The 25360-nt window shown below is 67.6% G+C and carries 23 protein-coding genes and 3 pseudogenes; 12 read left to right on the forward strand and 14 right to left on the reverse strand.

Annotated features, from left to right (window positions below; translation table 11 throughout):
* Window positions 1-322: 322 nt before the first annotated feature.
* From ACFVGW_RS10780 to ACFVGW_RS10800, 5 genes and pseudogenes are all read right to left on the reverse strand, one after another.
* Window positions 323-1486 (reverse strand): FG-GAP-like repeat-containing protein, encoded by a 1164-nt coding sequence (locus ACFVGW_RS10780; protein ID WP_385851689.1) that lies wholly within the window; start codon window positions 1484-1486, stop codon window positions 323-325.
* Window positions 1487-1825: 339 nt separating this feature from the next.
* Window positions 1826-2125 carry an SUKH-4 family immunity protein gene (locus ACFVGW_RS10785; RefSeq protein ID WP_385851690.1) on the reverse strand — a complete coding sequence of 100 codons (300 nt, stop codon included), beginning with the start codon at window positions 2123-2125 and terminating at the stop codon, window positions 1826-1828.
* Window positions 2126-2229: 104 nt separating this feature from the next.
* Window positions 2230-2328, reverse strand: a pseudogene (locus ACFVGW_RS10790) (hypothetical protein); the annotation flags it as partial.
* A gap of 520 nt (window positions 2329-2848) precedes the next feature.
* Window positions 2849-3631: pseudogene (locus ACFVGW_RS10795) on the reverse strand (helicase associated domain-containing protein); the annotation flags it as partial.
* 347 nt (window positions 3632-3978) lie between these two features.
* Window positions 3979-4302 carry a hypothetical protein gene (locus tag ACFVGW_RS10800; protein WP_383229125.1) on the reverse strand — a complete coding sequence of 108 codons (324 nt, stop codon included), beginning with the start codon at window positions 4300-4302 and terminating at the stop codon, window positions 3979-3981.
* Between the two features lie 227 nt (window positions 4303-4529).
* On the opposite strand from ACFVGW_RS10800, the gene ACFVGW_RS10805 reads away from it, so the two are divergent.
* Window positions 4530-5483, forward strand: a complete 954-nt coding sequence (locus ACFVGW_RS10805; protein ID WP_385851691.1) for a DUF6119 family protein — start codon at window positions 4530-4532, stop codon at window positions 5481-5483.
* 160 nt (window positions 5484-5643) lie between these two features.
* Here the strand turns inward: ACFVGW_RS10805 and ACFVGW_RS10810 are convergent, their stop codons facing one another.
* Together ACFVGW_RS10810 and ACFVGW_RS10815 are read right to left on the reverse strand one after the other, a co-directional pair.
* A complete protein-coding gene (locus ACFVGW_RS10810) occupies window positions 5644-7218 on the reverse strand; it encodes a hypothetical protein (protein ID WP_385851692.1) in 1575 nt (524 codons plus the stop codon).
* Window positions 7215-7985, reverse strand: a complete 771-nt coding sequence (locus ACFVGW_RS10815) for a TnsA-like heteromeric transposase endonuclease subunit (protein WP_385851693.1) — start codon at window positions 7983-7985, stop codon at window positions 7215-7217. The genes ACFVGW_RS10810 and ACFVGW_RS10815 overlap by 4 nt, the downstream gene beginning before the upstream one ends.
* Window positions 7986-8219: 234 nt before the next feature.
* Between ACFVGW_RS10815 and ACFVGW_RS10820 the strand changes: the two genes are divergently transcribed.
* Both ACFVGW_RS10820 and ACFVGW_RS10825 read left to right on the forward strand, forming a co-directional pair.
* Entirely contained in the window at window positions 8220-8729 is a 510-nt protein-coding gene (locus ACFVGW_RS10820) for a hypothetical protein (protein ID WP_385851694.1), read from the forward strand.
* Between the two features lie 4 nt (window positions 8730-8733).
* Window positions 8734-9003: pseudogene (locus ACFVGW_RS10825) on the forward strand (hypothetical protein).
* A 19-nt stretch (window positions 9004-9022) separates the two neighbouring features.
* Here the strand turns inward: ACFVGW_RS10825 and ACFVGW_RS10830 are convergent.
* Entirely contained in the window at window positions 9023-9628 is a 606-nt protein-coding gene (locus ACFVGW_RS10830) for a hypothetical protein (RefSeq protein ID WP_385851695.1), read from the reverse strand.
* Between the two features lie 286 nt (window positions 9629-9914).
* On the opposite strand from ACFVGW_RS10830, the gene ACFVGW_RS10835 reads away from it, so the two are divergent.
* The 7 genes from ACFVGW_RS10835 to ACFVGW_RS10865 all read left to right on the forward strand — a co-directional run bounded on the left by ACFVGW_RS10835 (window position 9915) and on the right by ACFVGW_RS10865 (window position 15868).
* Entirely contained in the window at window positions 9915-10778 is an 864-nt protein-coding gene (locus ACFVGW_RS10835; protein ID WP_385851696.1) for a hypothetical protein, read from the forward strand.
* A 9-nt stretch (window positions 10779-10787) separates the two neighbouring features.
* The gene (locus ACFVGW_RS10840; RefSeq protein WP_385851697.1) at window positions 10788-11363 is read left to right on the forward strand and encodes a YaaC family protein; all 576 of its coding nucleotides are present in this window, start codon (window positions 10788-10790) and stop codon (window positions 11361-11363) included.
* A gap of 131 nt (window positions 11364-11494) precedes the next feature.
* Complete coding sequence (locus tag ACFVGW_RS10845) at window positions 11495-11803, forward strand: YaaC family protein (RefSeq protein WP_385851698.1); 309 nt, start codon at window positions 11495-11497, stop codon at window positions 11801-11803.
* A 101-nt stretch (window positions 11804-11904) separates the two neighbouring features.
* The gene (locus ACFVGW_RS10850) at window positions 11905-12027 is read left to right on the forward strand and encodes a hypothetical protein (protein ID WP_385851699.1); all 123 of its coding nucleotides are present in this window, start codon (window positions 11905-11907) and stop codon (window positions 12025-12027) included.
* Between the two features lie 196 nt (window positions 12028-12223).
* Entirely contained in the window at window positions 12224-13399 is a 1176-nt protein-coding gene (locus ACFVGW_RS10855; protein WP_385851700.1) for a dsDNA nuclease domain-containing protein, read from the forward strand.
* Window positions 13389-13943: a hypothetical protein gene (locus ACFVGW_RS10860; protein ID WP_385851701.1), complete on the forward strand. Its 555-nt coding sequence runs from the start codon at window positions 13389-13391 to the stop codon at window positions 13941-13943. Before ACFVGW_RS10855 ends, ACFVGW_RS10860 begins: the two co-directional genes overlap by 11 nt.
* Window positions 13940-15868: a hypothetical protein gene (locus tag ACFVGW_RS10865; protein WP_385851702.1), complete on the forward strand. Its 1929-nt coding sequence runs from the start codon at window positions 13940-13942 to the stop codon at window positions 15866-15868. Before ACFVGW_RS10860 ends, ACFVGW_RS10865 begins: the two co-directional genes overlap by 4 nt.
* A gap of 689 nt (window positions 15869-16557) precedes the next feature.
* On the opposite strand, the gene ACFVGW_RS10870 is transcribed toward ACFVGW_RS10865, so the two are convergent.
* Window positions 16558-17043: a GNAT family N-acetyltransferase gene (locus tag ACFVGW_RS10870; protein WP_385851703.1), complete on the reverse strand. Its 486-nt coding sequence runs from the start codon at window positions 17041-17043 to the stop codon at window positions 16558-16560.
* 123 nt (window positions 17044-17166) lie between these two features.
* On the opposite strand from ACFVGW_RS10870, the gene ACFVGW_RS10875 reads away from it, so the two are divergent.
* Complete coding sequence (locus ACFVGW_RS10875) at window positions 17167-17508, forward strand: hypothetical protein (RefSeq protein ID WP_385851704.1); 342 nt, start codon at window positions 17167-17169, stop codon at window positions 17506-17508.
* 307 nt (window positions 17509-17815) lie between these two features.
* On the opposite strand, the gene ACFVGW_RS10880 is transcribed toward ACFVGW_RS10875, so the two are convergent.
* Complete coding sequence (locus tag ACFVGW_RS10880) at window positions 17816-17953, reverse strand: hypothetical protein (protein WP_385851705.1); 138 nt, start codon at window positions 17951-17953, stop codon at window positions 17816-17818.
* Between the two features lie 432 nt (window positions 17954-18385).
* Window positions 18386-19705, reverse strand: coding sequence for a helix-turn-helix domain-containing protein (locus ACFVGW_RS10885; protein ID WP_385851706.1), 1320 nt, complete (start codon window positions 19703-19705; stop codon window positions 18386-18388).
* Window positions 19706-19908: 203 nt separating this feature from the next.
* Between ACFVGW_RS10885 and ACFVGW_RS10890 the strand changes: the two genes are divergently transcribed.
* Window positions 19909-21348 (forward strand): hypothetical protein, encoded by a 1440-nt coding sequence (locus ACFVGW_RS10890; RefSeq protein WP_385851707.1) that lies wholly within the window; start codon window positions 19909-19911, stop codon window positions 21346-21348.
* Window positions 21349-21530: 182 nt separating this feature from the next.
* Here ACFVGW_RS10890 and ACFVGW_RS10895 read toward each other — a convergent pair whose 3' ends face one another.
* The 3 genes from ACFVGW_RS10895 to ACFVGW_RS10905 form a co-directional block, all read right to left on the reverse strand.
* Window positions 21531-24203, reverse strand: a complete 2673-nt coding sequence (locus tag ACFVGW_RS10895) for a Helicase associated domain protein (protein ID WP_385851708.1) — start codon at window positions 24201-24203, stop codon at window positions 21531-21533.
* A gap of 332 nt (window positions 24204-24535) precedes the next feature.
* Complete coding sequence (locus ACFVGW_RS10900; protein ID WP_385851709.1) at window positions 24536-24778, reverse strand: hypothetical protein; 243 nt, start codon at window positions 24776-24778, stop codon at window positions 24536-24538.
* A gap of 9 nt (window positions 24779-24787) precedes the next feature.
* Window positions 24788-24916, reverse strand: coding sequence for a hypothetical protein (locus ACFVGW_RS10905; RefSeq protein WP_385851710.1), 129 nt, complete (start codon window positions 24914-24916; stop codon window positions 24788-24790).
* Between the last annotated feature and the right edge of the window lie 444 nt (window positions 24917-25360).

Below are 25360 nucleotides of genomic sequence, written 5' to 3' on the forward strand. Positions count from 1 at the left end.
AGAGCAACCACGTCACGTCCACTCTCGCTCCTCGCGTTCCCCAGTTGGTTCACTCCGTGAACCAACTGGGGCGAAGAGTAGTTGTGAGGAAAATTCGGGATCGGCATCACTGGCACCCCCGGCGAACGTAAGGCACAGCTGTCCGAGCCCGAGCAGGCCGTCTGTACCCATGTCGCGTGCTGCGCCCTGCCGCTCTGCCTACCGGCCTGAGTGACGGCGGCCGCGGGAGAAACGGGTGTCGAAAGCGCCGAGTGCGCGCACGACCAGGGTGCGCGCAGTCGGATGGGGCCCAGCGGCTCAGTACGCGAGCCGGTGCAAAGGGTCAGAAGGTCCCGTTTCGGGCGGGCCAGTTGTTGGTCATGTAGCCCGGGCCGATTCTGCCGGTGCCAAGGCCCTCGTACTGGTAGAACCGATCGTGGTTGTACACGGCCAGTAGGTCCGGGTGGCCGTCGGCGGACCAGTCGCCGACAGCCACGATGAAGCGGACGTTGTTCCAGCCGCCGCTGCCGACCAGGATGCGGGCACCGAGGGAGCCCATCCTGCCCGGGTAGAGCCAGAGCTTGCCGGTCGCGGCTTCCCGGGCGTAGAGGTCGGGACGCCCGTCGCTGTTCATGTCTCCAACGCCTACCAGGGCGTTGATGCCGTTCCAGCCACCATTGCCGATCAGCGTCCGCGCGCCGAGCGCTCCGGTTGCGCTGCCGGGGTAGAGCCACAGCCTGCCTGTGGCCTTTTCGACGGCGATCAGATCGGACCGGTTGTCGCCGGACAGGTCACCGACCGCCGCGATCTGGCTCATCCCGTTCCAGCCACCGCTGCCGATCAGTCTCCGAGTCACTAGGCCCCCCGTGCCGTTGCCTGGGTAGAGCCACAGCTTTCCGGTGGCGGTTTCGCGAGCGATGACGTCCTCCCGGCCGTCACCGCTGAAGTCACCGTGCCGGACGAGGGCGTTGAACGCGTTCCAGCCTCCCGTACCGATGATCCGTCCGGTCTGATCGCCCGGCAGGAACCACAGGCGTCCGGCGGGATCACGGACCAGAACGTCCGCCCTGCGGTCGGCGTTCATGTCACCGAAGCCGGACAGGCGGGGCGAGGTGTCCGTGGTGGTCCAGTGGGGAAACGGTGGCGGAGGAGGCGGAGGGTCGCAGTCCTGGAGCGAAGCCGCGAACCTCACCGACTGGATATTGCGGCCTTCACTCAGACTGAGCAGAGAGCCGCTCTCCACGTAGGTGTAGCTCGCCGAGACGTCGTAGTTCGGCTTTTGGTAGAGGCAGGCCAGCTTTGACGTGCGGTTCATGACCAGGCTGAACTTGCCGGCCCAGGTGCCCAGGGTGGACCGGTCCGAGTTGAACTTGAGCATCGAGCCCGAGCCGTTGCTGGTCTGCCAGGCGCAAAAGTAGCCTGACGGGCAGTCTCGTACGTCGGCGTGTGCGGGTGTCGCTCCCGCGCCGAGCAGACCGAGCGAGGTGAGCCCCAGCCCCAGGGCCATTGAGCCCAGGCGCCGGAGCAGTGATCTACGCATGCGTTCCCTCCCTTTCACAGCGCGTACGGACTTGCGTCGCGCCGCGGGGGGACCGTAACCCGTCGGGGACGAGGTTCATGCAGGGGGTACCCCAAACCTCTTTGCATCCCGTTCACCCTGGGAGATCCCGCTAGGACTTGTCGGGTCGATCATGGCTGTGGGCAGCCGGGCATGATCGGCCGGTTGAGCATCATCGTGAAGTTCTTCGGCCTTGGGACTGGTGGGCTCGCATGTTGCGGTGTCGCGTATTCGCGAGCCGCTCGGCCTGCTGGACACAGTGAGTGATCGCTTGGGGATCGTGGCGGCCTACCAGAGCCAGCGGTCGAGGAACTCGGCCCAGATGAAACCGTTGTAGCCGTCGAAGGCAGGTGGATCGATCTTCTTGAGTTCGTCAGCGAGCATGCTGAGCTCGGCCAGGGCTTCGTCCTCGCGGTCATCCGGATTGCTGAGGATCTCAGACTCGCTGACGTGCCGGCCGTAGTGGTGAAGGGTCCGCAGCCAGAGGTCGATGGAGGAGTTGGCGAACCATGCCTCGCCTTGCGGAAGGACGTAGTGGACCGTGCCTGTCCCGGGTTCGACGCCGAACGACCATTCCAGGCCGGGCACGAGGTTGCCATGGTGATTCTGGGTGAGGCGGTAGAGCGACCTAACGATACGTACTCGATCAACTGATCGACGACGGGGATCCCGACATCAACCAGCAGTGCCTTCTGATCCTCGGGGATCTGCCAGCCCGACACGACTACCGAGTCCGCCCTTGTGACATTCCCTGTGCCGGCCCAGGCATTGAGCTCGTCAAACGTTGTCATGTGAGAGTCCTTCCGCGGCTGGCTGCGATGCGGACCCTACCGAGCGGGGCTGACAGATACGTGGCCCCATCGGGGACGCACTCCTCAGTGGCCGCCAGGGGCGTATCGGCTCCAGGTTTCGCCGGCCTCGGTGACCAGGCGGGTAGTGGTCTTGTCGTGATAGCCGAGTGCCTTCGCGATGACGGGGGCCGGGGCTTGGAGGACGAGCTGTCGGATTGCGGAGGCCCTGCCGCGCTGCGGCGGGACGCCGATCTCACGCAGATGGACTTGGAGGCTGACCGGGTTCATCGGCTGTCCCGGCTGGCGCCGGGGAAACCACACTAGACAACCAACGGCTCCACGACACGCTTCGGCAGGCCACCGAGGACAACCACGCGCTCCAAAGCCGGGTGACAAACCTCGAGGCAGACCTGGGCGCCGCACGCACCAGCCTCCGGCGGATGATCCGAGAGGGGAACACTAGTCATTGAATGGAAGACTCCCCCAGGCGCAAGGGAGAGACGGTGCGCCCCAACTGCCTCTACGCCCAGTCCACGCCCAGCTTCGCGAGGGCGGCGAGCTGGTCGGCGGTGAGCTTGTCACGCCGGCTCTTGGTGTTGGAGACCCATACGCCCAGCCGTACGGGCACCGGCTCCGCCCCGCCGTCGCCCTCGACCTCGACGACCGCGCCGCGCGGTACTGGCCGGTCCGCGCCTTTCCGCTCCACCCACTGTGCGAGCGCCGCCAGGCCCCGCTGGAACGCCTGCTGCGCTTTGCTTAGCCCCTTCCCGGACCGGGTGGCAGCCGGAGCGGCGGGCGGTGCCTCGAGCGGTTTGATGCCCAGCCTGGTGAGACGCTGCTGCTGCTCGGAGGACAGCAGCCTCCAGACGCTGGGCTTCTGCTGTTGCCGGATCCATCGTCCCAAGTCATCGCCGTCGAAGACCACGCCCGGCGCGATGTCGGGCAGGACGCCGTCGGGTTCGGTGTCGGCGAGGTGGACGAGCACCTTGTAGTGGCGTTGCCAGTCGAGTGGCCAGGGACAGTTCCAGTCCGGGTCGACCGCAGCCAGTTGCTCCGCCCGCACGGCAGCCCGCACTGGGTTCTTCCCGAGGCCGTCTTTCCTGCGGAGGTTGGCGAGGAGTTGTCCGATGGCAAGCTGCTCACGGTCACCTTCTCCCTCGCCCCAGAGGGCGTCTTGTCGGGGTGCGAGGTGTCCGGTGGCCCGGTGGTAGGACCGTAGTGCGGCGAGTTTGGTCTCCCAGGCTTCTTGGCCGGGTTCCCAGACCATCCCGGCCTCCCGCGCGTCCAGCAGGGTCTTGCGCTGTCGTCGCCCAGTTGTTCTGCGCGGCTGTGGTGAGTATGAGCTGGGGTTTCTCAGTTTTGTGGGTGGTCTTCGTGGTGGGTGGGGGGTCGGAGTGCGAGGCTGAGCGTGGCGGTGACTGTCTGACCTGCGCGTACGTGGTGTGTGCAGGTTGGTCGAGCGTAGTGCAGTTTCCCTGGGTCGCTACTTGAGGTGCCATGTGGGGTGGCTTGGGGTGCCCTGATCTGGCGTCTGGGAAGGACAGTGCAGCAGCCATGCCCAGCCGCGCGACTGAGAGCCGGTTGTTCCGAAAGAGGCATCCCGTGTTGCGTTCTGCGGCAGGTGTTCGCGGAGGCTTGCTGTGTGGGTGGCTAGAACCCGGGTCCTGGGTCGCCGCCGGCCTGTCGGCATTCCGTTGCAGCGTCGAGCCAATCACCTGCTGGTTCGATGGCCTGCTCGCGCTCGATTCCGGAGTCCACTTTTCCGTCAGCGGGGCGGGCTTCGTCGGCGATCTCGCGTGCTCGCTGGCACGGATCTGATGATGGGCTGGACAGTTCAGCGAGACCGCCGATGACGCTGAACGAGAGGGCGATGACCGCGGCCGCGGCCATCATCAGGCCCGCGGTTCGGTCTTGGATCAGGCGCGGTAAGTGGCGCTGCCAGCGGAAGTACGGGATGCGGTCCCGGCTGTTCACGGTGCTCCCTATCGGGTGGCGGGTGGCTGAGGTATGGATCCGCCGAAGGTACCTGCTGAATCGGACGTCAGGTGGTGTCGGTGTTGGTGAGTTCGTCGTGGGTGAGGGTGACGCGGGTGGCAGGACGCGGACGTGGATGAAGTAGACGCGTACGCCGGAGAGTTCGGTGTGTGGGGGCCAGGCGCCGGGGGTGCCGTTGGTGGGTAGTTCGAGGAGCTTGTCGTTGGATGATCTGTGCAGCTTCCGTCTGTCCGGCATTCCCTTGGGGCCGGATAGATCCGTTCGGTGGTGAAGACGGCACCCTGTCTGCTTTCGTAGTGTCTTCAACTGCTTCGCGCGTGGAGGCCGTCTTGGGTAGTAGCCGTACATCCCGATCCGCCACCCGTAAGTCCACCCTCCACCGGCTCAGGCCCTCCGAGAGCACCACTCCGGAACTGAGCACGTTCGTCCGCGAGAGATACCTCGACAGCGAGGACTACGAGGTCAGAGAGTTCACTCGCCAGGGGATGGAGGGCTTGTTGATCACCGGAGGCGTTCCCCGAGAGCGTGCCGACTGGTGCAGCGCGGTGGAATCCATCACCGGACTGGACGTCAAGGAACGCAGTCGCGCCGCGGCGGGACTCATTCTCCTACGTACCAGCCGCGGCACCTACGCGCTGAGCTACGGGGTGGGGCAGCACATGCTGGACCCCTACTTTCGTGACGACGAGTTCGGATTGGAGTTCGCGACCCGCTGCCTTGACGACGACGGGGTCATCAAAATCCGCAACCAGATCATGGACGGCAGGGGTCGGGTCGACGAGTACTCGGTGTCACGGGGTGAGCGGATCGATGACTTTGGTCTGGACCGTTTCGGTGCCGTCGTCCGCCGCATATGTGGCACTGTTAGCGGACTGTCACTGACCTCCCTGGAGGCCGGTAGGACGCGACAGGTCCGCGTCGAGTGCTCACAGGCCACCATCAAGCTTCCCCTTGCCATCACCGTGGAGCAGTTCCTGAGCGACCTGCAGGCGATCGAGGACGTGTGTGCAAGACCTGATCCGTTGCCGCAGCTGCGTTTTGTCAGCAGGGTCCACACCCTTGACAGCCGCAGCCAAAAGGCGGCTCTGGCCAGGGCCAGTTCATGGGCGTCGCGGTCGCTTGCGCGGGCCACCGTGGCGCGCACATGGCGCCAGGTGTAGTCGGTGAACGGCAGGCTGACCTCGGTTCCGTGGATCCACGGAACCTCCACGAAGCCCTTCGGTAGCCGCACCCAGATCCGCGCCGGGTCGTAAGGGTTGTAATGGACTTCCCACCGCTGCGCCTCACCTGTGCCGTAGACCGTGCGCCGCCTGAAACCGTTCAGCACCTTGCCGTCGTAGGTGCGGTAGTCGAAGCGGACGCCGTAGTCGTTGATGACCTGCCAGCGCACCGGCAGCAGCTCGATGTGGCTGTCCGATGTAGGCGGCACCGGAACGTAACCCGTGACGCCCACAAGCGCGGCCCACATCTCGATGGGGGACAGCGCCAGGTGGGGCAGCAGCGGGTGCCGGAGCGCGGAGTGCTTATGCGCGTGCCAGCCGGCGACCAACCACTCGTCGAGGAAATCCTGCAACTGCGGCAGCGTCCAGCAGGCCTCGTCCTCCACACTCGAGCCGCGCTCGGTGGTGTTCGACCCGGTGTAGCCGGCGACGTACTGGCAGAACCGTGATTGATCGACTTGAAGCTGCGCTCCACATGTCCCTTCGCCGGACCGTTCGCCGGCGGCACCGGCTGCAGCGACACCCCCAGGGTCTCGCACGCGGCCAGGAACGAGGCGGATACAAATACCCTCCCCTGATCCACGATTACCGTCTCGGGGACGATCACCGGCCGCGCGGCAGCCTCCTCCAGTCGCTCATCCAGGCTCAGTAGCCGCTCGTAGGGCACCACCGACCGCTGCATCGACAACACGGCATCCCAGCCCGGGCGCATCCGCATCGGCGCGACCATCTCCGCCAGCAAGACAGCCGCGTCCACCGTGCTACTTCCCGGCGGCCTCAGCACCGCCGCGCAGATTGCCCGCGTGGCCACATCGATCGCGATCGTCAACTCCGGCCGGCCGATCACCCCGTCCGCCATCACCGCGAGCACGTCCAGCGGCGTGCTGTCCATCATCACCAGCTCACCCGGCCGCAGCGCCACCGTCACACCGAACGGCGGCTCAGGACGCGAGGCGTGCCAGCGCCGCTGCACCGCGCTGCCCAGCACCCCCTGACCATCCCCGAGCGCGTGCACCAGCCGGTTGAACGTCGACTGCGGCAGCACCGCCACCACCCCCGGACCGTACAGGTCCTCCAGCAACCATCGAACCCGGTCCCGCAGCGCGCTCAACGTGCCCGTCGACCTGTCCCGCTGCTCCTCAAGGACAGCCCCCACCGCCTCCACCACCCGCGGATCGGCCCGGCCCACCGGCGACCTGGGACGGGTCGTACGCTGATCCACCAGCCCCCACACGCCCCGCTCCCGGTACCGCGCCCGCATCCTGCGCACCGTCGCCACACTCGTCGGCACACCCGCCCCGGTCAGCTCCGCAGCCTTCGCAGCCTCCCGCTGCGCCATGGTTCGTGTCGCAGGGTCGTACTGGGGCCGCGGCGCCTCGCCGCCTGCCTTCGTGGTGCCGGACTCGACCTCCCGCACGTGCCGCTCCCAGGCCAAGGCATGGTCCCGGACGTGGTCGGGGAGCGCGTCCAGGAGCGCCAGCGGCGCCACCACGGGCCGATCAGCTCCCACGACCTCGAAGCCGGGATCGGTGACGAGGTGGGGGAGCGCCACGGCAGCGACCGCACCCGTGCCCGTCTCCAGCAGCCGCGCACTGGCTCCTTCCAGGACAGCGACGTTCCAGGTGCGCCCGTCCCACCGGATCTGATCGCCGACGTTGAGCCTCAAGCGCGTCACGCGCTCACCACCAGTCCGGGCCGGACGCTGACCGCGACGACCCGTTCGTGCAGCGGCCGGTCCAAGGAGGCGCTGAGCGCTCCGCTCCACAGGGCGTGGAAGACGGCCGGCCACACCGCGATGGGATCCCCGAGCCGCCGCACTCCTTCGACAAGGGGCCGGGGCCGGGCGAAACACGCCGCCACCTCCTCCATCCGCCCGGGTTGCGCGTTGCGAGGGTGGCGGAACCCGGCCAGCCACCGCACGTTGGCGGCGAATATCCGGTCCGGAACCGCAGCGATGCGGTGGCGCCAGCCCACCGCCTGCGCTGCCGCGGCCACCACAGGCGCGTAGCCGGCGATCCGCTCGGAGACGCCGTCGTGGCCCGCGCAGTCGACCAGCAGACCGCTGCCGTCGGCAAGGCGCGCCATCATGTGCGGTGTGTGGCACGCCGGTTGGCCGTCGTGCCCAAGCCAGGCCAGCTCCACCGGGCTGCAGGCCAACGCCACCACCTGCGGGTCATGGTCCAGCAGCATCACCTGCGTGCGCATGGCCCCGAACCCGTAGTGCACCAGGCGCCCGGTCGTGGCCGACCACCACCAGCCCGGTGCCACCCGGCGCCCGCGCCGGGCAGGGAAGGTGCGTACTGCGGCGGCCTCCTCGAGCACGACCTGACCGGCCACCTGTGGCCAGGGCAGTGGCCGCACTCGCCCCCCGGCGTCGACGATCCGTGCCTCGAACCGCCCGGGTACGCCAGCCCCGCCGTCCCTGAGCGGGAAAACCTCCATGACCACCCCTCGCACTCGGTGGATCTGCCCACTGCTCAAGTCCAATGGCTCATCGCCGGGTTACGATTCTGGTCCGTGCGTCACCGGCCGCCAGTGATCGCGGCCCGCAATCAGTCGAACGGGTGAACGTGGACAGTCTCTGGCGGCAGGGCCGCCGCTGAGCGGGTAGACGCCCACTCATCAGCCTGATCGCGGAGGACCCGGGTCGGATCGGCACGCGGCGTGATGGCGCCTGTGATCCGGAGCTGGGGGGGCGAGACAGCACGGCTGCGCACGCGCGGGTGGGTCGGCATCCCGGCCGGACCGTGTTCGCCCGCTTCGGACGCAGCGGCCCGCAGACCCTGCTGGAAGCGATCGGCAACCCCCGCCTCGACGCTGCTCGCGTCCCGCGCGGAGGAGGAGTACCGGGCCTGTGAGGAGAAGTACCAGGAGCAGGCGGCGAAGAAGGCAGCCGAGCGTGAGGTCCGCCGTCCCGTCTGCATCGGCTGCGGCGCCACCTTCATCGACGAACGGTGGAAGGCGATCGAGCGCGTCGGCTGGGGCGCCTCCCCAGAGCCCCGACCGACTCTGTGTACGGACTGCGACCGGCAGTTCGTCACCAACATGCACCAAGCCTGGCCGGATGAACACCGGCACCAAGAACCGGAGCAGGCCCTGCCCGAGCAGAAGTCCGGCGGAACCTGGATTCCCGCTTCCGCAGGTGACGCGACCGGACCCGGCCGTCAGTGGCGGCTGCCAGGCTGAACGGATGGACTGTGACGACGAGCAGCTGCTGCGCCGCAGGGTCTACGGCGCCGACCACGACCACCCGGTCCGCGGCCCGACCGGGCCTACGCCGAACTGCTCGGCGGCCCGCTTGATGGCCTGCTGCTCGACATCACCGGCTGGAGTGGACGAGATCCAGACCGGCGTCGCGCTGATGACCGAGCTCGGGCAGTTCGGCCCCGGCGGCCGGGCCCTGTACGACCCGCGCCCTGGCGAGCGGAACCGCTGGGACTGGTCCGGGGATACGCCCTGACCCGCCTCCCAGCGTGCCGCTAACCGCCGATCTGCTCAAGCGCGGGCAGCTCATCGAGCAGCTCCGTCAGCGCCGCCGCCCCTTTGATCGTCGCCTTGGCTGAGGAGTAGAGGCTCAGATGGTTCCCTCGATCTGCTGTGATCCGCATGAATGGCTGCGGTTCACAGCTCGTCAGCCTTTCCAGGGCGTTGCTGATCTGCACCGACTGAGTCGGAGTGAGACCAGCCTCGTCCGCGTACGAGCGTACGGCGGCATCCGTCACCCGCCAATACCCCTCCAGCTCATGGAACCAGCGCCGTTGCCGCGACCCTTGTGCTGAAGCCTTGAGGACCTGGGTGACGCCTTCGTTGACCGCCGACACAGCGGCTGCCAATTGCTGTGAGTCGATCATCCGACTGACGAGCGGTTCCGGCGGCTTCGACAGGTGACAGAGCTCGCGGCAAGCAGTCACAAGGGTCTGAAGACCGCTGCGTGCCGATGCGGGGTCGCCCGAGACGAACTGTGCGAGGAGAGCGGCGCGGAATTGCGCTGCTGCCTCACGAGCTTGCTCAAGAGCCGCTGCACGCGCCAGCGTCTTGGCTTGGCCGCTGGTGATCCTGGACAACACCACCACGGCCAGGGGCACGCCGAACAACAGACTGGTGAAGCTGGAGAACAGGTTGGTGAGAAAAGCCCGGCCGTCCCACCAACAATGCCAGTCCCCCAGAGACCGACTCCGATGAGTGCGAACCCCAGCGGGAGGCAGATCCGGGTCAGGAGTTGAACCCTTGGGTCGGTGTCGGTCCAGAATTGCTTCACTGCGTCCCGGCGCCGCCTGTCCGCCATGCGATGTGCTCTCACGATGGGACGGTAGCCCTCAGCGGCAAGAAACCCTTCGTCTCCGGAGCAGTGTCTGCCCTACCGTCGCGGGCATGAAGCAGAAGAAGGTGGTGCAGTCGGCGCCGGACGAGCTCCTCGCGGAGGCTGCGGTCAACGAGGTGCTGGGGACTTGCCGGTTCGACTACGACGACCAGGCCAAGCCCGGCAAGGCGGACTTCCTCCTGGACCCGTTCGATGGAGCCGGGCCGAGGGTCGCGCTCGAGGTGCCTTCCACGACCGACCCCGACCGCCAGGGCCTCTGGGATGGCCTCGACCGGCACTACGACGGACCGATCCCCGGCCTGCAGGGGGACTGGACGGTGCAGTTCACTCCCGGGACGCGCGTCAAGCAGTCGGCCAAGCCGCTGGTCGAACTTCTCCAGGACCTGGAGCGGGAAGGCGTGGACAAGATCGGCCTGGACGGCTGGAACGACAGCACCCCACCCGGCCGGATACCCACGCCGCAGCACGCAGAGAGGCTTCGCAAGCTTGCCGCCCTCAAGATCGTGAGCGCGGAGCGGATACGGAGCGACAAGGCTTCAGGCCGGATCTTCCCCATCGAGATGACTGGCTGGATTGCCCGTCACACGGCCGACACGATCTCTCCCTACGTCGATGCCTTCCTCGACTCAGATCAGGGGGCGAACAAGATCAAGAAGCTCGCCCGGTACACCGACCGGGAAGGCCATCTCTTTGTTTGGGCCGACCGAGGCCATTTCGACGTCACCATGGCGCTCCGGCACGGATTCGTCCCGGCCGACAGTCCCGACGTGCCGGACAGCCTCCACACCGTCTGGTTCGGTTCGCTGGACGCTGGTGGATTCGTCTATCGCTGGACGCGCTCCGGCTGGACCATCGCCACGGTCACGTCCTGGGTGTCGACCACCTCGCTGACCGATGTCAGTGCCGAGGGATAGCGTCGGCCCATGTACATGAAGGCGGATCCCGACGAGGCATGGGAGAAGCTGCGCGCGAGCCGGGCGAACCCGCCCGGCAAGGCCGGCGGTGGAGCGCGCCGGAAGACGTACGCGGCGGCACTGGAACAGGCGGAGCAGATGTTCCGCGCGGCCGCCGTGGTGGGCCCGGCCACCCGACCTCTGCAGGTCTTCTACGGCCTGAGCCAGGCCGGCCGCGCCATCGCCGCCGCGGCGGTCGATCTCAAGGGTGAGGACTGGCGCCTCGACGGGCACGGCATCAAGGCCAGCGGCTTCGACAAGCCCTTCGCCGACATCGAGATCCGCACCGACCCCGCGACATCGCGGGCCAGTTTCGTACGGCTGAGCCAGCTACTCGACTCCCCGGTCTGGGGCAAGGACCCGGTGCGCCTCGAAGACGTCTGGGACATGCTGCCGGTCAACCTCGACTACCCGCTCACCGGCCGGAACCGGCACCCCGCCCTCTCCACGAGCGATGTCAGTACGGCGACCCGCACCCTCTGCTGCACGTCCCCGTCTGCGACATTCCCGACTGGGTCATCGACAACGGCAGCCGGGAGACGCTGAACGCGTTCTTCGCGAAATACCCGGGCCTCGCCCAGCACCACGAGTACGTCCGCCGCACACCCCACCCCGACGGGCCACCCGACTTCACCCGCTACGACCACAGCGGCGGAGAACTCCGGGTGAGCTGGCTCATGCCCCAAGGACACGCGCTCGTCGAAGAACGCCGTGAACACCTGCACGGCCTCACCCGGAGCCACGGCCGCTCACGCTGGTTCCTGCCGACGATCCCACCGACGGGCAGGGAACCGCACCTGCTGATGGCCTGGTGGTCGGTCGTCTACACGCTCTCCATGCTGGCCCGCTACGAGCCGGCCAGTTGGGCCGGACTTATCAGCATCGACAGCAACCACCACGCCGTCCCCGTCGAAAGCCTGCTGAAGCGCGCCATCGACTTCCTCCCGGGCCTCATCGTGGCCACCGTCGAAGAGGTCTCGGGCTGACGCACGGTTCCACACCTGACGGCGGCGGCCGACACCTCGTTCGTGCTGCTACGTCATCTCGGGGCCGCCTTCACTGCGGTGGCCGACGAGCCCGCACCACCATGGACCGCTACGCCGAACAGGACGGTGCCGACGGAGCGCACCCGGCACGCCAGGACGACCAGGCGCTCCGCTCGCAGGAGCCCGGATCGCACCGTGTCCGTGGCCTGGAGGCCGGCTACTGAGCGCACCCGATGCCGCGCATCCCACCGGCGATGCAGGGCAACCACTGCCACCGAGCGGAGCGTCGCGGCCGCGGACCGGACCGGGCGTGACCGCCTGGAGGCGGAGGCCGCCGCAACGGCCGATCTTCGTAACTGTCGACTGGAGATCACAGAGCCCCTACGCTGCGTGGTTGGGGAGTAACGAGATGGGGGGCCGATGGCCGATCCAATTGAGACCGAAGCACCGGATGACTCAGGGTCGGTCACGGTACGGCGGTTCGAGTACCAGATACACATCTCCGTGCAAGCAGTCCTGGAGATGCTCGCGGGCGGCACGATCATCCACGTGACCTGCGAGCACATTGAGGACGTAACCGTCGCCCGCAGAGGCGACCCCCGGTGTCCCGACGGCGTGTTCTGGGATTTTCAGCAGATCAAAACGAGGGATGCTGTCGAGCCCTGGACGCTCACGGACGTGTTCAAGAGTGGCCCCCTCAAGAGCTTGTGGCGCACGCACGGAACCGTGGCGGGCACCGGGCTGACCTATCAGCTGACCGCTGGCCTCGAGGGATATCTCGACCCAGCCGACGATGCAGCCGTGGCCCTGTCCAAGGGGCAAGGCGGGGACAACGCAGCGTGCCGCAAACGGGTCGCGACGCACCTGAAAGTCCAAGAGGACGCACTCGCCGATTTCCTTCCCCTGGTGCGCATCAGACCGCTGCCACGACGCGGTGACGTCGATCTGCGCAACACCCGAGTCCTGGCCGATCTCGGCCCAGGGCTCACCATGGCGATGATCGACGCCCTCTACGACGAGTTGCTTCGGCGTACCCGCGATGCCACCCAGGGTCTTCCCGTAGCCCGGTGGACGGAGCTCTTGGTCCTCGACAATCCGCCGCCAGCCGTGCTGAACAAACGCCTCACCGCGGCGGCGATTGCCGACGTACGGCAGCGCCTGACCCGTCCCGACCACGTTCTGCTGGAAGACCTGTCCCAGCAACTGCATGGTCCAGAGACCGCGCTTGTTCGCAAGCTCCGGGCGGGCGCAGCCTCCACGGAGGTCATCGAGGATGCACAGATGCTTCGTGCCCAGGCCGAGCGACACCGCTTCAGGGAGCTGGCTCTGGGAGCCTGGCCCGGCGACCAAGCCATCGAGACCGACCTCGACCAACGCCTGCTCCTGCTGGCCCGCCGCATCGGCCGCGCCCACAGAGGACACCCGCATCCTGCGGACGCCATCTTCGACGAGCTGCAACGCCTCCTCGATGCCAGCCCCGGCACGTACGACCGCCACCCCCTCTACGCCCAGGACGGTGTACTCCTGATGGGCAGGGCATGCGCGATCTCGGACGAATGCAAGTTCGACTGGGGGAGCGACCGAGATGCCTCCTAGCGTTACCGCGCCCACCACCGCCGTGCCGCCCACAATGCCGCCCTCGGCCGATGCCCAAGCCCGCCTGCTGCTCCTCATCGATGTCTTCTCCGAAACCAAGGGGAGCAAGGGCATTGAAGGGCGAATGAAGCTGGCCAAGCTCGACTTCCTGTTGCGCTACCCGGACCGTTTCAACACGCTCATGGCTGTTCGACGGCCCAATGTCGACGTAGGCGAGAACCCGTGGCTGACCGGAACGATCGAGCAGAGCATGATCCGTTACAGGTACGGGCCATGGGATCCCGCCTACTACGCGCTGCTCGGCGCCCTCACCGGCAAAGGACTCATCGAGCCCAGACACGAGGACGCCATCGCGACCTACTGCACAACCCTCGCCGGGCATGAGGTGGCGCAGGCTCTCGCCGAAAGCGAGAGCTGGCGCCCGGTACGCGACCGGGCTGTGCTGTTGCGCCGGCACTTCAACCTGTCCGGCATCACCTTGAAGAATTTGATCTACGAGACGTTCCCCGACATCGTCGAGGCGGACTGGGGGACCCACCTATGAGACTTCGCATCGAAGAGATCACCCTGGTCGGAACCAGCCGCACGATCCGCTTCGAACCCGGCATGAACGCGATCGTCGGCTCCATGAGCGGCGGCAAGACCGCCACCGTCAGCTGCCTTCGAGCCCTCCTGGGCGCGGACGTGAGCGTCGTTCCCGAACTCCGAGGGCGGACCATCGCTGGCACCGTGTTGGTCGGAGAGCGCAGGTTCCGCATCGTCCGCCCCCTGGTCACCACAGCGAACGCCATGGTGGAGATCGCTGAAGTCGACGGCAGCGGTGAAGTCTGGCGGCTCCCCGCCAGCCAGCTCCGGGCCGGGTACGACGCGACCTTCCGTGACTGGTGGCGCGACGTGCTTGAACTGCCCCGCCTGAGCGTCCCGCGGGCTCCCAATGACGACCGGAGCCCCCTGGTTCCCGTCACCATCAGCGACTACCTCATGTACTGCGTCCTGAGGCAGAAGGAGATCGACTCCTCCGTCTTCGGAACCCCGGACAACTACTCCAAGAACATCAAGCGCAAGTACGTCTTCGAGATCCTCTACGGCCTCTACGACCCCGAGGCGGCCGGACTACGGGACCGCCTACGCGAGGTCACCACAGAACTGGCAGCCCTCACCGCAGATGCGAGCACCCTGGAGCGGATCCTCCAGAGCACCGCCTTCGCCTCCCGCGCACAGCTAGAAGTCGAGCGCCTAGCGACCGAACGGGAGCTCACCCAAGCCCGCCAGGCCGACATCCACCTCACGGGCAGCATCCCCAATGAGCCGACCACTACAAAACTCCGCCGGCGGATCGCCGAGACAGAAGCAGAGATCGCCCAGGCCGCCGCCGCAGCCGAGGCAGAAGCCGTCTCTGCCAACCATCTCCGTGAACTGCACGGACAACTTGTTGCCCAGAGTCGCCGGCTCACCCGCGCCTTGGTCGCCGAGCGGTTCCTCAACGACTTCGAGTTCCACACCTGCCCCCGATGCGGAGCCGGCGTACCTGACAGGGGCGACGAACACAGCTGCCGCCTGTGCCTGCAGACCCCACCCAACCTGCCAGCACCATCCTCCCTCGCCGCGGAACAAGACCGGGTCATCGAGCAGGTAACCGAGACCGAAGAGCTCATCGACCGGAGCACCCACCGCCTCGCTCAGCTCCAGACAGCCGTGACTCACCAGACCCGGCGCCGGACAGAACTCGGTGCACAACTGGACCGAGCGACCACCACCTACATCACCGACCAGGCAGACCGCATCCGAACCGTCGCGGCCCGACAGGCGCAGCTCGAGGAGCGCCTCGCACGCCTGGACGACAGCTTGGCCCTCCACGACCGGCTGGCAGGGCAGGCCGAACGCGTCGCGGAGCTGGAACGCGAGCAAGAGGATCTCAACAGCAGAATTGACGCCACCCGGCACAGCAACAAGGCCGTCAGCGAGCGCCTGCAGAAACTTGACGACGCTTTCGAGGCCGCCCTCCGCAGCTTCGACGCTCCTCGCTTCGACGACGAGCCAGGCTCCTACATCAACAGGAAGACCTACATGCCCGTCGTGGACGGCCGTCCCTTCGCCGACCTGCAATCACAAGGCGTTGAGGTACTGGTGAACGTCGCCCACGTCCTCGCACACCAGCACGTAGCACTCAACGACCCCGACATCCCCCTGCCCAATCTTCTGATCATCGACGGCATCAGCAGCAACGTCGGCCACGAAGGCGTCGACCTTGAACGCCTGCGCAAGATGTACGCCAGCCTCCTGCGCACTGCCACCGAGCACATCGATCGCCTGCAGATCATCGTCACCGACAACGACTCCCCTCCGATCGACGGCATTCACCGGCCATTGGAGCTGTCCGACACAGACCGGCTCGTCCCCATGCCCCCGATCGAACCCGGTGACGGGCCGCCTGAAGACGCGCCCCCAGAAGAGGAGGCAGGCGACTGACAACCGCAGCGGGGTCGGACAGGAACACCCTGTCCGACCCCGCTGCCCTCTGTATGGCTACGCCCACCGTGCGATCTCTCGGGTTGGTGTCGGTGGTGGTGAGAGTCGGTCGCGCTGGTCCGGGGGTGGGTGTTGCGGGGCTGGTCAGCGGCTGTTTACGGGTGGGCAGGCCGCTGTCATGGGGTGAGAGGTTGATGGGTGGGATCGCTGTCGTGGGGCTTTATCGCATGGCAGCTGATGTTGTCTCAGGTGGCCACGACAGCGCGACGCCCTGGCCCGAAACCCGCGCGCGCTTCCGCGCCCAAGGGCCCTGCATCGACGCGCAGTAGCCTCTGCTGGCCACCGGCCGGCAGCAGGGCTGGACAGGGCCGCGTCCCGGTCGCCAGGGAACACGCAGCGCCCCGCGCGCCACTGTCGGTGGCATGCGGGGCGCGAGTGTGCGAGCCGGCGGAGATGCGGTCTTCATGGGTGGGAACACCAGGGCCCTGTGTGGGGTGAGGTCAGGGCTGGCGGGTGAGGACATGGCGTTCCCATTGGTCGTGCCATTCGGCGTGGGCGGGGGAGTCAGGGGAGGGGACAGTCCACAGGCGCGCGGGAAGTTCGGTCTCATGGACGCCCCATGAGGCGTCGTCGCGTACCCCGCTCAAGGCGATCTGGCGGGAGGAGCCGACGATGACGCCGGCGACGGGCTACTCACCTGCGGCGTCAGCCGCGCCCTTCACAGCGAGCATCTCCGAGACCGGGCAGCCCCATGCCGCGCCCGGTCCGGCGGGGCCGTAGAGCGTGAACCCGCACGCCTGGAAGAACGCCTGCCGGTCAGCCGCGTCGGCGCCGTCCTGCGGCACCAGGGCCAGGAACGTGTCGCCGGCTTTCTGGGCCCGGCGGGCGATCTCGGTGAGAAGTGCCCGGCCGACTCCGCCGCGACGACCGGTAAGGGCGACGGCCATCGTCGAGATGAACGTCTGCTCGCCGGGATGCGCCTCCCGGCCTTCGTCGTGCCCGAAGTCGCAGTGGAGCTGGAACGCGGCGACCCCGACGACAGACCCGTGGAGCTCGGCCACGACGACGTCCAGGCCCTCGGGGTCGTAGAACCTGCCGTCTCCCAGATGATTCGAGTACAGCAGCTCCTCCACCACCGAGTAATCGGCTTGGACGATGTCACGGATGAGCGGCATGACCCAAGTGTCCCGGGACCGCGGCGCGGAGGCACCGTCTACGGGCGCCGAGGTCTACGAGCGCTTTGCCTGCTGGCCCATGGTGTCGACTCTGGCAGAGGTGCAGAGCATTACGCTCCTTCCATGTGGAGTGAGTCGAACAACTATGGCTTCGAGAACGAGCTGGACTACCTGCGGTCGATCAAGAAGGACGACAGCTATACGTTCACGTACCCGTTCGAGTACATCGCTAAGAACTACGGGAACGACAATTACGACATCGGCACAGCGGACATGGTGGTCCGGGTCCAGTGGAACGACGCGGAGGCCGGGTACACGGTGGCCTACGACGTCCCCGAGATGGACAAGATCGACCCCGCTGAGGGGAACGGCGATGCAGCGAGCTTCTACGAGAGCGACGTTTACTGGAGGCTCGTGAGCGACCTCGACGGCATGGGGATCAGCCCCGAGCTTCGTGCAATCTAGGCACGGTTGGCTTGCCATCGCAGACGCCAGGCTGTGAGCGGGATACCGATCGGCTCCGTGGTGGTGCCCGGCCCCTCGTGAAGCCGGGCATCACCACGGGCCAACAGCCAGAGCGCCAGGCCCCTCGGGAGGGGAGAGGGGCCAGCGTCGACCAGCAAGGGGCGGTGGTCCTGTACGCCGTCCCACCGCCAAGGAAGGAGCCCCTCCCACACAGCGCAGCTTCTGATGGGCTGCCGGGACGACGCCCCCCTTCCCCCGCGATCGCGGAGTGGAAGAGGCGTCGTCCATCAGGGTCCGACCGCGGAGCTCAGGCCGACTGTGTCTGGAGCCCGGCGAGGGGAGAGCGCCGGCCCTTGCCGACCGTACGCAGCTGCGCCCAGCCGACCTCGGGGTGCGCCCCGGGGAGCAGACGCTCACGGCCGCACTCGACAACCCCGACGGCCACGCCCTCTACCGCGCCCAGGAGGCCCGCGCCGACGCGGAGGACAGGGAGCGCCGCGCCGCACAGCGGGAGGCGGAGCGCCCGGTGTTCCCGCGGTGCGGGGCGAACCTCACCGACGAACGCTGGCAGCAGCTGCGGCACGGTAGCCGGCCTCGAGCCGGGACAGCTAGTCGGCGTTGACGGCGACGGCCTGACCGTGGACCGCGCCGATCTTCAGGGGAACTCCGGGACGCTCTCGCCCGGCGCGGCCATGAGATTCCCGCGGCACAGCTCCGGCGCCACATGTGCGCCCACCGGGCCTTTGTTCGCAGCCCCGGTGACCTCTGGACCATCGGTTGCTCCGCGTAGACATCCCAGAGCGGGTCTTCAAGGAGCGGGAGGAGCCGGGAGGGCAGCGCGCCTCGGTCGGGATCCGGGGCGCGCTCGCTGGGTCTGCTACTTCTTCTCCAGCAGTTTGGCTGTGCTTACGCGGTCCGTGTCGAGGAACGGGTTGGCGGTGATGTCGAGGCCGAACAGCGCGTAGATGTGTCGCAGGGCTTCGTAGGCGTCGCGCTCGGGGTCTGCCAGGGCCTTCCAGCTGTGGTTCCAGTCGTTACTTGTGGCCGGCTGGGGTGAGCCCAAGAGCGGGAAGGTGGGGTCGTCACCGGGGGCCAGGGTGCGCGCGGGCGGGCGGGTGAACTCCGAGGCGACGATTCGGTGCGTCCAAGTGCCGTCGACCAGCGGAAGGACGTGCTGGTCGACCAGCCGGAAGTACTCCAGGGTGATCTCGGTCAGTACGAACACGCTGATCCGGCGTCCCTCGCTGCTGGAGTTTCGCTCCATCGCCCAGCCGAGCATGTCCGTGGTCGCGACTGCGGCCGCCGTGACCGTCCCATCCGATTCGACCAGCAACCCACGGCGAGGAGGTTCCGCCAAGACGAGACCGCCCTCACGAGGCTCTGGACGCTTGTAGTCCGAGGACCAGTTGAAGCCGTAGGGACTCCGGAGCGTGCTCTGGTGCGTCAGGACATCCCGCAGGCCGCCGTCGGCGTACATGCCGGAAACGATCCCGCGCGGATGATCGGGGACGCTCTGGAAGAAGAGCACCGGCGTCTCCTCCACTCCCAGGGTTACGCGCAGGTCCTCCCGGCTCTTCACACGGTCCGCGGCCGGAGTGGGGGCGGCATCGGGCGCGCGCCGAGTGCGCAGGCCGTCGTTCACCAGCTGGTACACCTCATCCGGCCGGAGGTAGACCGTGGTGTCGCCGTTGCGGATTGGGACCGTCCAGCTGCCCTTGACGAACTGGCCGTTCTCGGTGATCCCGCGTGTGACGAGCGCCCATCGCTCGGACTCGGGCAGCGCCGGTACTTCGATTACGAAGTAGTGCCCGGACGCCGTCGGGTCGCCAGCGGGGTGGTCGTACCAGTAGAACTTAACCTTGAGTAGCGGGCGTACGTACTCGTTGAGGACGTCCTTGTAGGAGTCGGTGTTCACCGCCCTTTTCTCGAAGGGCGTCACCTTCTCCGCAACCTCATAGAGCTCGCTCGGACGCTTCTTGGCCTTGAAGCCGCACACGATCAGACCGCCGCCGGCGTTCGCGAACGCGGCGACGTCCTTGGCGAGCTCGAACTTCCCCTTGTCGGTCGTTAGGTCGTACGGCCCGCTGGGCGGGACGCTCTTGAAGTCGACCCACTCGCTCTCAGGCGTGCCCAGGATCTCGTTCGGCTTCTGCGCGGTGAGGTAGGAGATGAGTTGCACCATACTGTCGGCGGCCATACCGCTGGAGCCTACGCACACGAGGGCACAGCCTGCGCGACAGCCGCCCCTCAACGTTTGATTGATTCGGCACGGGCCGGCGGGGGCCTGCTCTGGGCCGAGTGGCGTGTCCGCGGCGACGAGCGGGAGCGGGTAGGACAGGCGCTCCGCAGTCCCACGTTCACCAGGGATACTGCTGGGACTGAGTGAAGGGTGACTCGCTAGTGGCTTTGGAGTTCGATACACGCCGTCCACCGGTCCGTGCCTCGCAGTACCTGGAGTTGGTCAAGGCGGTCCGCGCGGCGAGCGCAGCGGACGAGCTGGACTGGCTGGAGTGGAAGTCGACGCTGGACTTTCAGCCGAAGAACAAGGCGGACAAGAGCTCTCGTGCACATCTGGCACGCGCCATCATCGGCTTCGCTAACCGCCAGCCCGACGTTGCCCTGCGCAACGTGGAAGGATACGGGTTCCTGGTAGTCGGGGTCGATCCAGAGGGCTACTACGGCGTCGACGAACTCGACAGCGTCGAGCTGGAGCGGTGGATCACGCCGTACGTCGGTGAGGAAATCGATTGGCGCACCACTTACGTCCACGTCAGCGAGGAAGGGCATGAACGGCTTCCGGTCCTGATCGTCACGGTCAGTCCTCCGAGCTGGGGCGATCCGATCTATTGCATCCGTAAGGAGATCCCGCCGCCTCCACGGGGTGAATCGGAGCAGACGAAGGACAAGGAAACGATCCGCGAAGCGACGATCTTCGTACGGCGTACCGGCCGGACGGACCGTGCCCGAGCGGTCGACATCGATCGTCTGGGCGAGCGCCTCCTGCGCAGGCACCAGGCGCTCGACCTGACGCTTTCCGTGCAACAGGGTGTCGTGCACCCTGTAGTCACTCCAGCTGACGACCTGGACCGCGTTGTCGAGGCGGAGCGCGAGCGCCTCGTCAGACCCCTGCGGTCTGCTACAGGGGGGTCGGCCATGGAGCAGATGATGAGGGGCTTCTCCTATCCGGGATCGACCCCGGATCAACGCAGCCGCGAAGAGTATCTGGAAGAGGTCAACCAGTATCTGGAGGCGCTCAGGAAGGCCCTCCCGAAGACACTGCCGGAAGTCGCGGCACTCGCCGCACCGCGCATCGCGCTGCGTCTGCACAATCGCACGCACATCCACCTCAAGGACGTGCAGATCAGGCTGGAGTTGCCGGACGGCGTACTCGCCCTGCCTCCGATGGACCCCGATGACCAGGACAAGAGCGAGCCGGTCTCGAGAGAGCTGCCCAAGGCGCCCCGCCCCTACGGGCCGGTGAAGCGAGACATGTATGGCGGCTTGCCTCCCTCCCTCTTGCAGGGCTTCCCGGGTGTCATGCCTGCCTCCCTGCCGCATACATGGGAGATCGAGGTGGTTGCGAACACGGTTGTCTTCCCAGAGGAGGACGTGCGCGTCGGCTTGTCAGAGGACCTGGCTCCGTTCGTGGCCGTGACCGAACAACCCCTATCCGGGACGTTGCAGGTGTCATGGACAGCCACGGCCACGAACATGGAAGGCACGGCCCAAGGGACTCTGGCCCTGCCGATCTCCCCCACGCGGTCGCTGTTCGATCTCATCGAGGCCGCGGAGTCGGCCATCCACGGTACCCAAGACGAGAACGACGAGTCCGAGGACTGAGCGCTGCCCCGGAGCCAGTGCCCGCGGTACGGCGGGCACTGGAGAGCAGGTGAAGCCGTTCGGTTGCCGGGGCCGCCTGCTGACCAAACCGCGGGGTGAAGGCCATCGGTGAACGATCGAAGCCCTGGACATGATGCCCGGGGCTGCGTGCGGTCCGGCTAACCAGCCGGACGGAGTTGGCGTCACGCCCAGTCGACGCCGAGCTTCGCGAGGGCGGCGAGCTGGTCAGCGTCCAGCCGGTCCCTTCTCGATTTGGTGTTCGAGACCCATACGCCCAGCTTGACGCTCACCGCCTCCGTCTCGCCGTCGACCTCGATCTCGACGACCGCGCCGCGCGGGACCGGCCGGTCCGCGCCTTCCCGCTCCACCCACTGCGTGAGGGCGGCCAGGCCACGCTGGAACGCCTGCTGCGCCTTGCTCGGGCCCTTCGCCCCGCGGCTGGCTGCGGGGGCGGGAGCAGGTGCCTGGTTAGGCCGTACGCCCAGCTTCGACAGCCGCTCCTGCTGCTCCGTCGACAGCAGCTTCCAGGTGCCCGGGTTCTTCTGCTGCTTCAACCACCGCCCGATGTCGTCGCCGTCGAAGACCACGCCCGGCGCGATGTCGGGCAGGACGCCGTCGGCGTCGACCAGGTCCGCCAGGACACGGCAGTGTCGCTGCCAGTCGAGTGGCCAGGGGCAGTTCCAGTCCTCATCGATCGCGTCCAGCTGCTGCGCGCGTGCGGCGGCTCGTTCCGGGTTCTTCCCGAGGCCGCCTCGCCTGCGGAGGTTGGCGAGGAGTTGTCCGATGGCCAGCTGCTCACTGTCACCCTCGCCTTTGCCCCACAGGGCGTCTTGCCGGGGTGCGAGGTGTCCGGTGGCCCGCCGATAGGAGCGGAGTACGGCGAGTTTGTTCTCCCAGGCTTCCTCGCCTGGCTCCCAGACCATCCCGGCCTCTGGGGCGTCCAGGAGGACCTTGCGCCGGTCTTCCAGCTCTCCGGCGCGCAGGGCCTTGCGCTGCTGGTGCACCCACCGCCCCAGCGGGAAGTTCTTCGTGATGCCGACCTCGACCTCGGCGTCGTAGGGGACGGCGTAGAGGCCGGTGATCTCGTTCTCCGCCCGCCACCGCAGCAGGGCCTGGTAGCCCTCGAGCCAGACCAGGGATTCGGGCCGGTAGACCCGGGTGCGCAGGAACGCGGCGATGGTCGCGGCGTCACGCGGGCTGGAGAAGTGAAGGAGCGCGGACTCGGCAGCGGCCTGGGTGCCGTCCTGCTCCTGGTCCTCGTCCTCGGCACCGTCCCAGCCGATGATGCGGCCGTCTGCGTCGCGCTGGATGTGGACCTTGCGCTTGCCGCTGGTGAGGGCGCGGGAGGCGAGTTGCTCGACCAGGCGCTCATCATGCGAGCGCAAGCCCTGGAGGACCGCTACGAGCGGCTTGAAGCTCGCGGAGGCGACCATGTCCGTCGGGTCCTCACCGGGCTCGAGGAAGACGGGCACGATGATTCGGGCGATTTTGGTGGAGCCGTCGCGGTTGAGGCGGAGGGCGCGGCCGATGTTCTGGACGATCTCGACCTGGGATCCGCGGGTGTCGGCGAAGCAGATGGCTTCGACTCCCCGTTCGCCGGTGATGTCCACGCCTTCCCCGAGGACGCGGCAGCTGGCGAGGAATGCGCGGTGTACGCGGTGGCCGGTCGCGTCGATGCCGTTTGCGAACTGCCGCAGGATCTCGCGTCGCTCGGTGACGAGGTGGTCGCCGCACAGCCACACCGACCACACCCGCTCCGGCGGTACGTGCCGTCCGGCTTCCAGCTCGTACAGCTCCGCGCCGATCGACGAGACGGGCAGCTTGTCCGCGGCCGCCAGGTCCTCGTCCGAGGCATCTCGTGCGTACAGCTCGGCCGCCGTCTCCGGCAGCTTCTCCGCGAACGCCGCGGCCTCCTCGACCTTCTGGTGGAACGTCATGACCGTGCGCAGGTTGTACGCGGCGGCGTGCTCCAGGAGTGCGGTTTGCAGGAGCGCCAGGCGCCGGCCCCGCTGCGCCTCTTCGGACTCCCCGAGTACGGGGGAGGGATCACGGATCTCCAGGACGTCGATCTCGAACCCGGCGAGGATCTCGCGCTCGATCGCCTCGCTCAGACCGAGTTCGGCGAGCCAGGCGCCGTACGTGCCGTCCGGGTCGTCGGCCATGCTCGCGATCTCCCGCTCCTGGCCGCCGGTGCCCTTCTGCGGCTGGGCTGCGGCGAGGATGCGGGGGGTCGCGGTGAGGTAGAGCCGGAAGTCAGCGGGAATCCGCTGGTTGTCGTGGATCGCCGCCCAAGGCCGGCCTAGATCGCCTGCTGTTGAGTGGGCTTCGTCTACGATAGCGAGCGAAAAACCGCCCATCCGCTGGCCGTACAGGCGGTCTCCGCCCGCCAGAGCGGCCTCCAGCGGCCCGCGAACCTTCCGCTGGCCATCCGGTGCGTCGATGTCCCCGCGGTCGACCAGGGAGGCGTACGTGGCGAACACAACGACGGGGCCGCTCCCGGCCCACAAGGCGAGCTGGATCGGGTTCGTGGTGGTCCACACCCCCAGCTCGTTCAGCACCGGGTCGTTCTCCAGCGAGCACACCGCGATCATCGGGGCCCGATGACCGACCAGACGCCACGCCTGGGCGGTCTGCGCGAGCAGGTCCAGGGTCGGCACGGTGACGAGGATCCGGCCGTCCGCGAACGACTCCAGTGCGCACGCGGCGGCCGTGATCGTCTTGCCCGAGCCGGTCGCTGACACGATCGTGCCCCGGGCGCCCTGCGGGGGCACAGATGATCTTGCGGGGAATCCCACCCACCTACGAAACGCGGAGCGCTGGTCTACCTGGTGTTTCTTGAGCTGAATCGCCGACATTTCCATGCCTCCCCGAGGGTAGAATATCTGTGGTCTCTGTGGTCTTTCAGAGGGCCGCGTGCGGAATGCAGGCCGCGCCCAAGCCGTTCCAGATAGACGCATCCGCCTTGTGCCAGCCGCCCGGCTCTCCGTCTTCGAAGGACGGGCTTGTCGTCCGGGTCGTAGTGCCCGGCATCGTGCGTGCAGACGACGACGTCCCGTCGGTGTTCAGCATCCGCGCCGTGCACAGACCGCCGGCCTCGCCCAGCGCCTCCAGCACCCGCCGCCGTGCCGTGGTGCGCGGCAGGACGCTCTCTCGGACGAACCCCTCCAGCCGTACGTGGCCGGCCCGCTCACGCTGCCTCACGTCCGCGAGATGTACGGCCAGTTGAGCAGACCCGGCCGACCGGCCGCCGCGCCGGGGACCAGTCCCGGCCCGCGATGCCCACCAGAGCCTCGCTCACGGCCGTCACGCCCTCGTCCCAGCCGTCCGCGAACAGCGGGCCACGAGAGGCCGGCGCCATGCCGTCCAGCTCGACTACCTCGCTCTGCGCCCCGGCCTCCCCCGCAGCCACCAGGTCGCCCGCCTCGCTCACGGGCACTCCCTACGTCTCCAGGAGCGCGAGCAGCCTCAACCGGGCGTTGACGCCTGCCGTCTGATACTGGCTCACCCGGTGCACGGAATCGCCGCTCAGCGCGAGATACGGGCCGGTAGATTCGTGGTGACAGGTCATCTACGGTCGTTCCTCTCGGAATATTGAGGAGGCTCCCGGGCGGTTGGAAGGTGTCCCATATTTTTGCCAAGGGTACATGCTGCATCAATCTGATGCACGCGCTACACTAGAACCCACACGAACGAGCACCCGCGATCTCCAGTAGCCAGCCCGGCCCGCGTCAGCGGGCCCTGAGGTCCTGGAGGCGCAGCCGGAAGGACCGTTGAGGCGAGGGAGCGCAGCGGACTCGCCGAGCCAGGCCGAAGCGAAGCGAAGGCCTGGCAAGCGGGACAAAGTACCGCCGGTCCGAGAGCGCAGCGAACGTACCGTCACCCCCGGCGCGCAGCGCCGGGGGTGAGTGGGACGCGCAGCGTCCCACTAGCGCTCCCGCGGAGCGGGAGCGCAACACCCGCGCGCAGCGCGGGTGTTCGCTTGCACATCGCGCAGCGATGTGGTACCCGCTCC

The organism is Streptomyces sp. NPDC127129 (genome assembly GCF_042671585.1).
Classification (GTDB): Bacteria; Actinomycetota; Actinomycetes; order Streptomycetales; family Streptomycetaceae; genus Streptomyces.

Coding starts and splice junctions, on each gene's coding strand:
- ACFVGW_RS10840 (WP_385851697.1), top strand. CDS start 10,788: ATGTACATGAAGGCGGATCCCGACGAGGCATGGGAGAAGCTGCGCGCG.
- ACFVGW_RS10885 (WP_385851706.1), bottom strand. CDS start 19,705: ATGGCCGCCGACAGTATGGTGCAACTCATCTCCTACCTCACCGCGCAG.
- ACFVGW_RS10875 (WP_385851704.1), top strand. CDS start 17,167: ATGTGGAGTGAGTCGAACAACTATGGCTTCGAGAACGAGCTGGACTAC.
- ACFVGW_RS10780 (WP_385851689.1), bottom strand. CDS start 1,486: ATGGCCCTGGGGCTGGGGCTCACCTCGCTCGGTCTGCTCGGCGCGGGA.
- ACFVGW_RS10870 (WP_385851703.1), bottom strand. CDS start 17,043: ATGCCGCTCATCCGTGACATCGTCCAAGCCGATTACTCGGTGGTGGAG.
- ACFVGW_RS10815 (WP_385851693.1), bottom strand. CDS start 7,985: ATGGAGGTTTTCCCGCTCAGGGACGGCGGGGCTGGCGTACCCGGGCGG.
- ACFVGW_RS10805 (WP_385851691.1), top strand. CDS start 4,530: ATGATCTGTGCAGCTTCCGTCTGTCCGGCATTCCCTTGGGGCCGGATA.
- ACFVGW_RS10895 (WP_385851708.1), bottom strand. CDS start 24,203: ATGTCGGCGATTCAGCTCAAGAAACACCAGGTAGACCAGCGCTCCGCG.
- ACFVGW_RS10835 (WP_385851696.1), top strand. CDS start 9,915: ATGAAGCAGAAGAAGGTGGTGCAGTCGGCGCCGGACGAGCTCCTCGCG.
- ACFVGW_RS10850 (WP_385851699.1), top strand. CDS start 11,905: ATGGACCGCTACGCCGAACAGGACGGTGCCGACGGAGCGCACCCGGCA.
- ACFVGW_RS10865 (WP_385851702.1), top strand. CDS start 13,940: ATGAGACTTCGCATCGAAGAGATCACCCTGGTCGGAACCAGCCGCACG.
- ACFVGW_RS10905 (WP_385851710.1), bottom strand. CDS start 24,916: ATGACCTGTCACCACGAATCTACCGGCCCGTATCTCGCGCTGAGCGGC.
- ACFVGW_RS10855 (WP_385851700.1), top strand. CDS start 12,224: ATGGCCGATCCAATTGAGACCGAAGCACCGGATGACTCAGGGTCGGTC.
- ACFVGW_RS10845 (WP_385851698.1), top strand. CDS start 11,495: ATGCCCCAAGGACACGCGCTCGTCGAAGAACGCCGTGAACACCTGCAC.
- ACFVGW_RS10860 (WP_385851701.1), top strand. CDS start 13,389: ATGCCTCCTAGCGTTACCGCGCCCACCACCGCCGTGCCGCCCACAATG.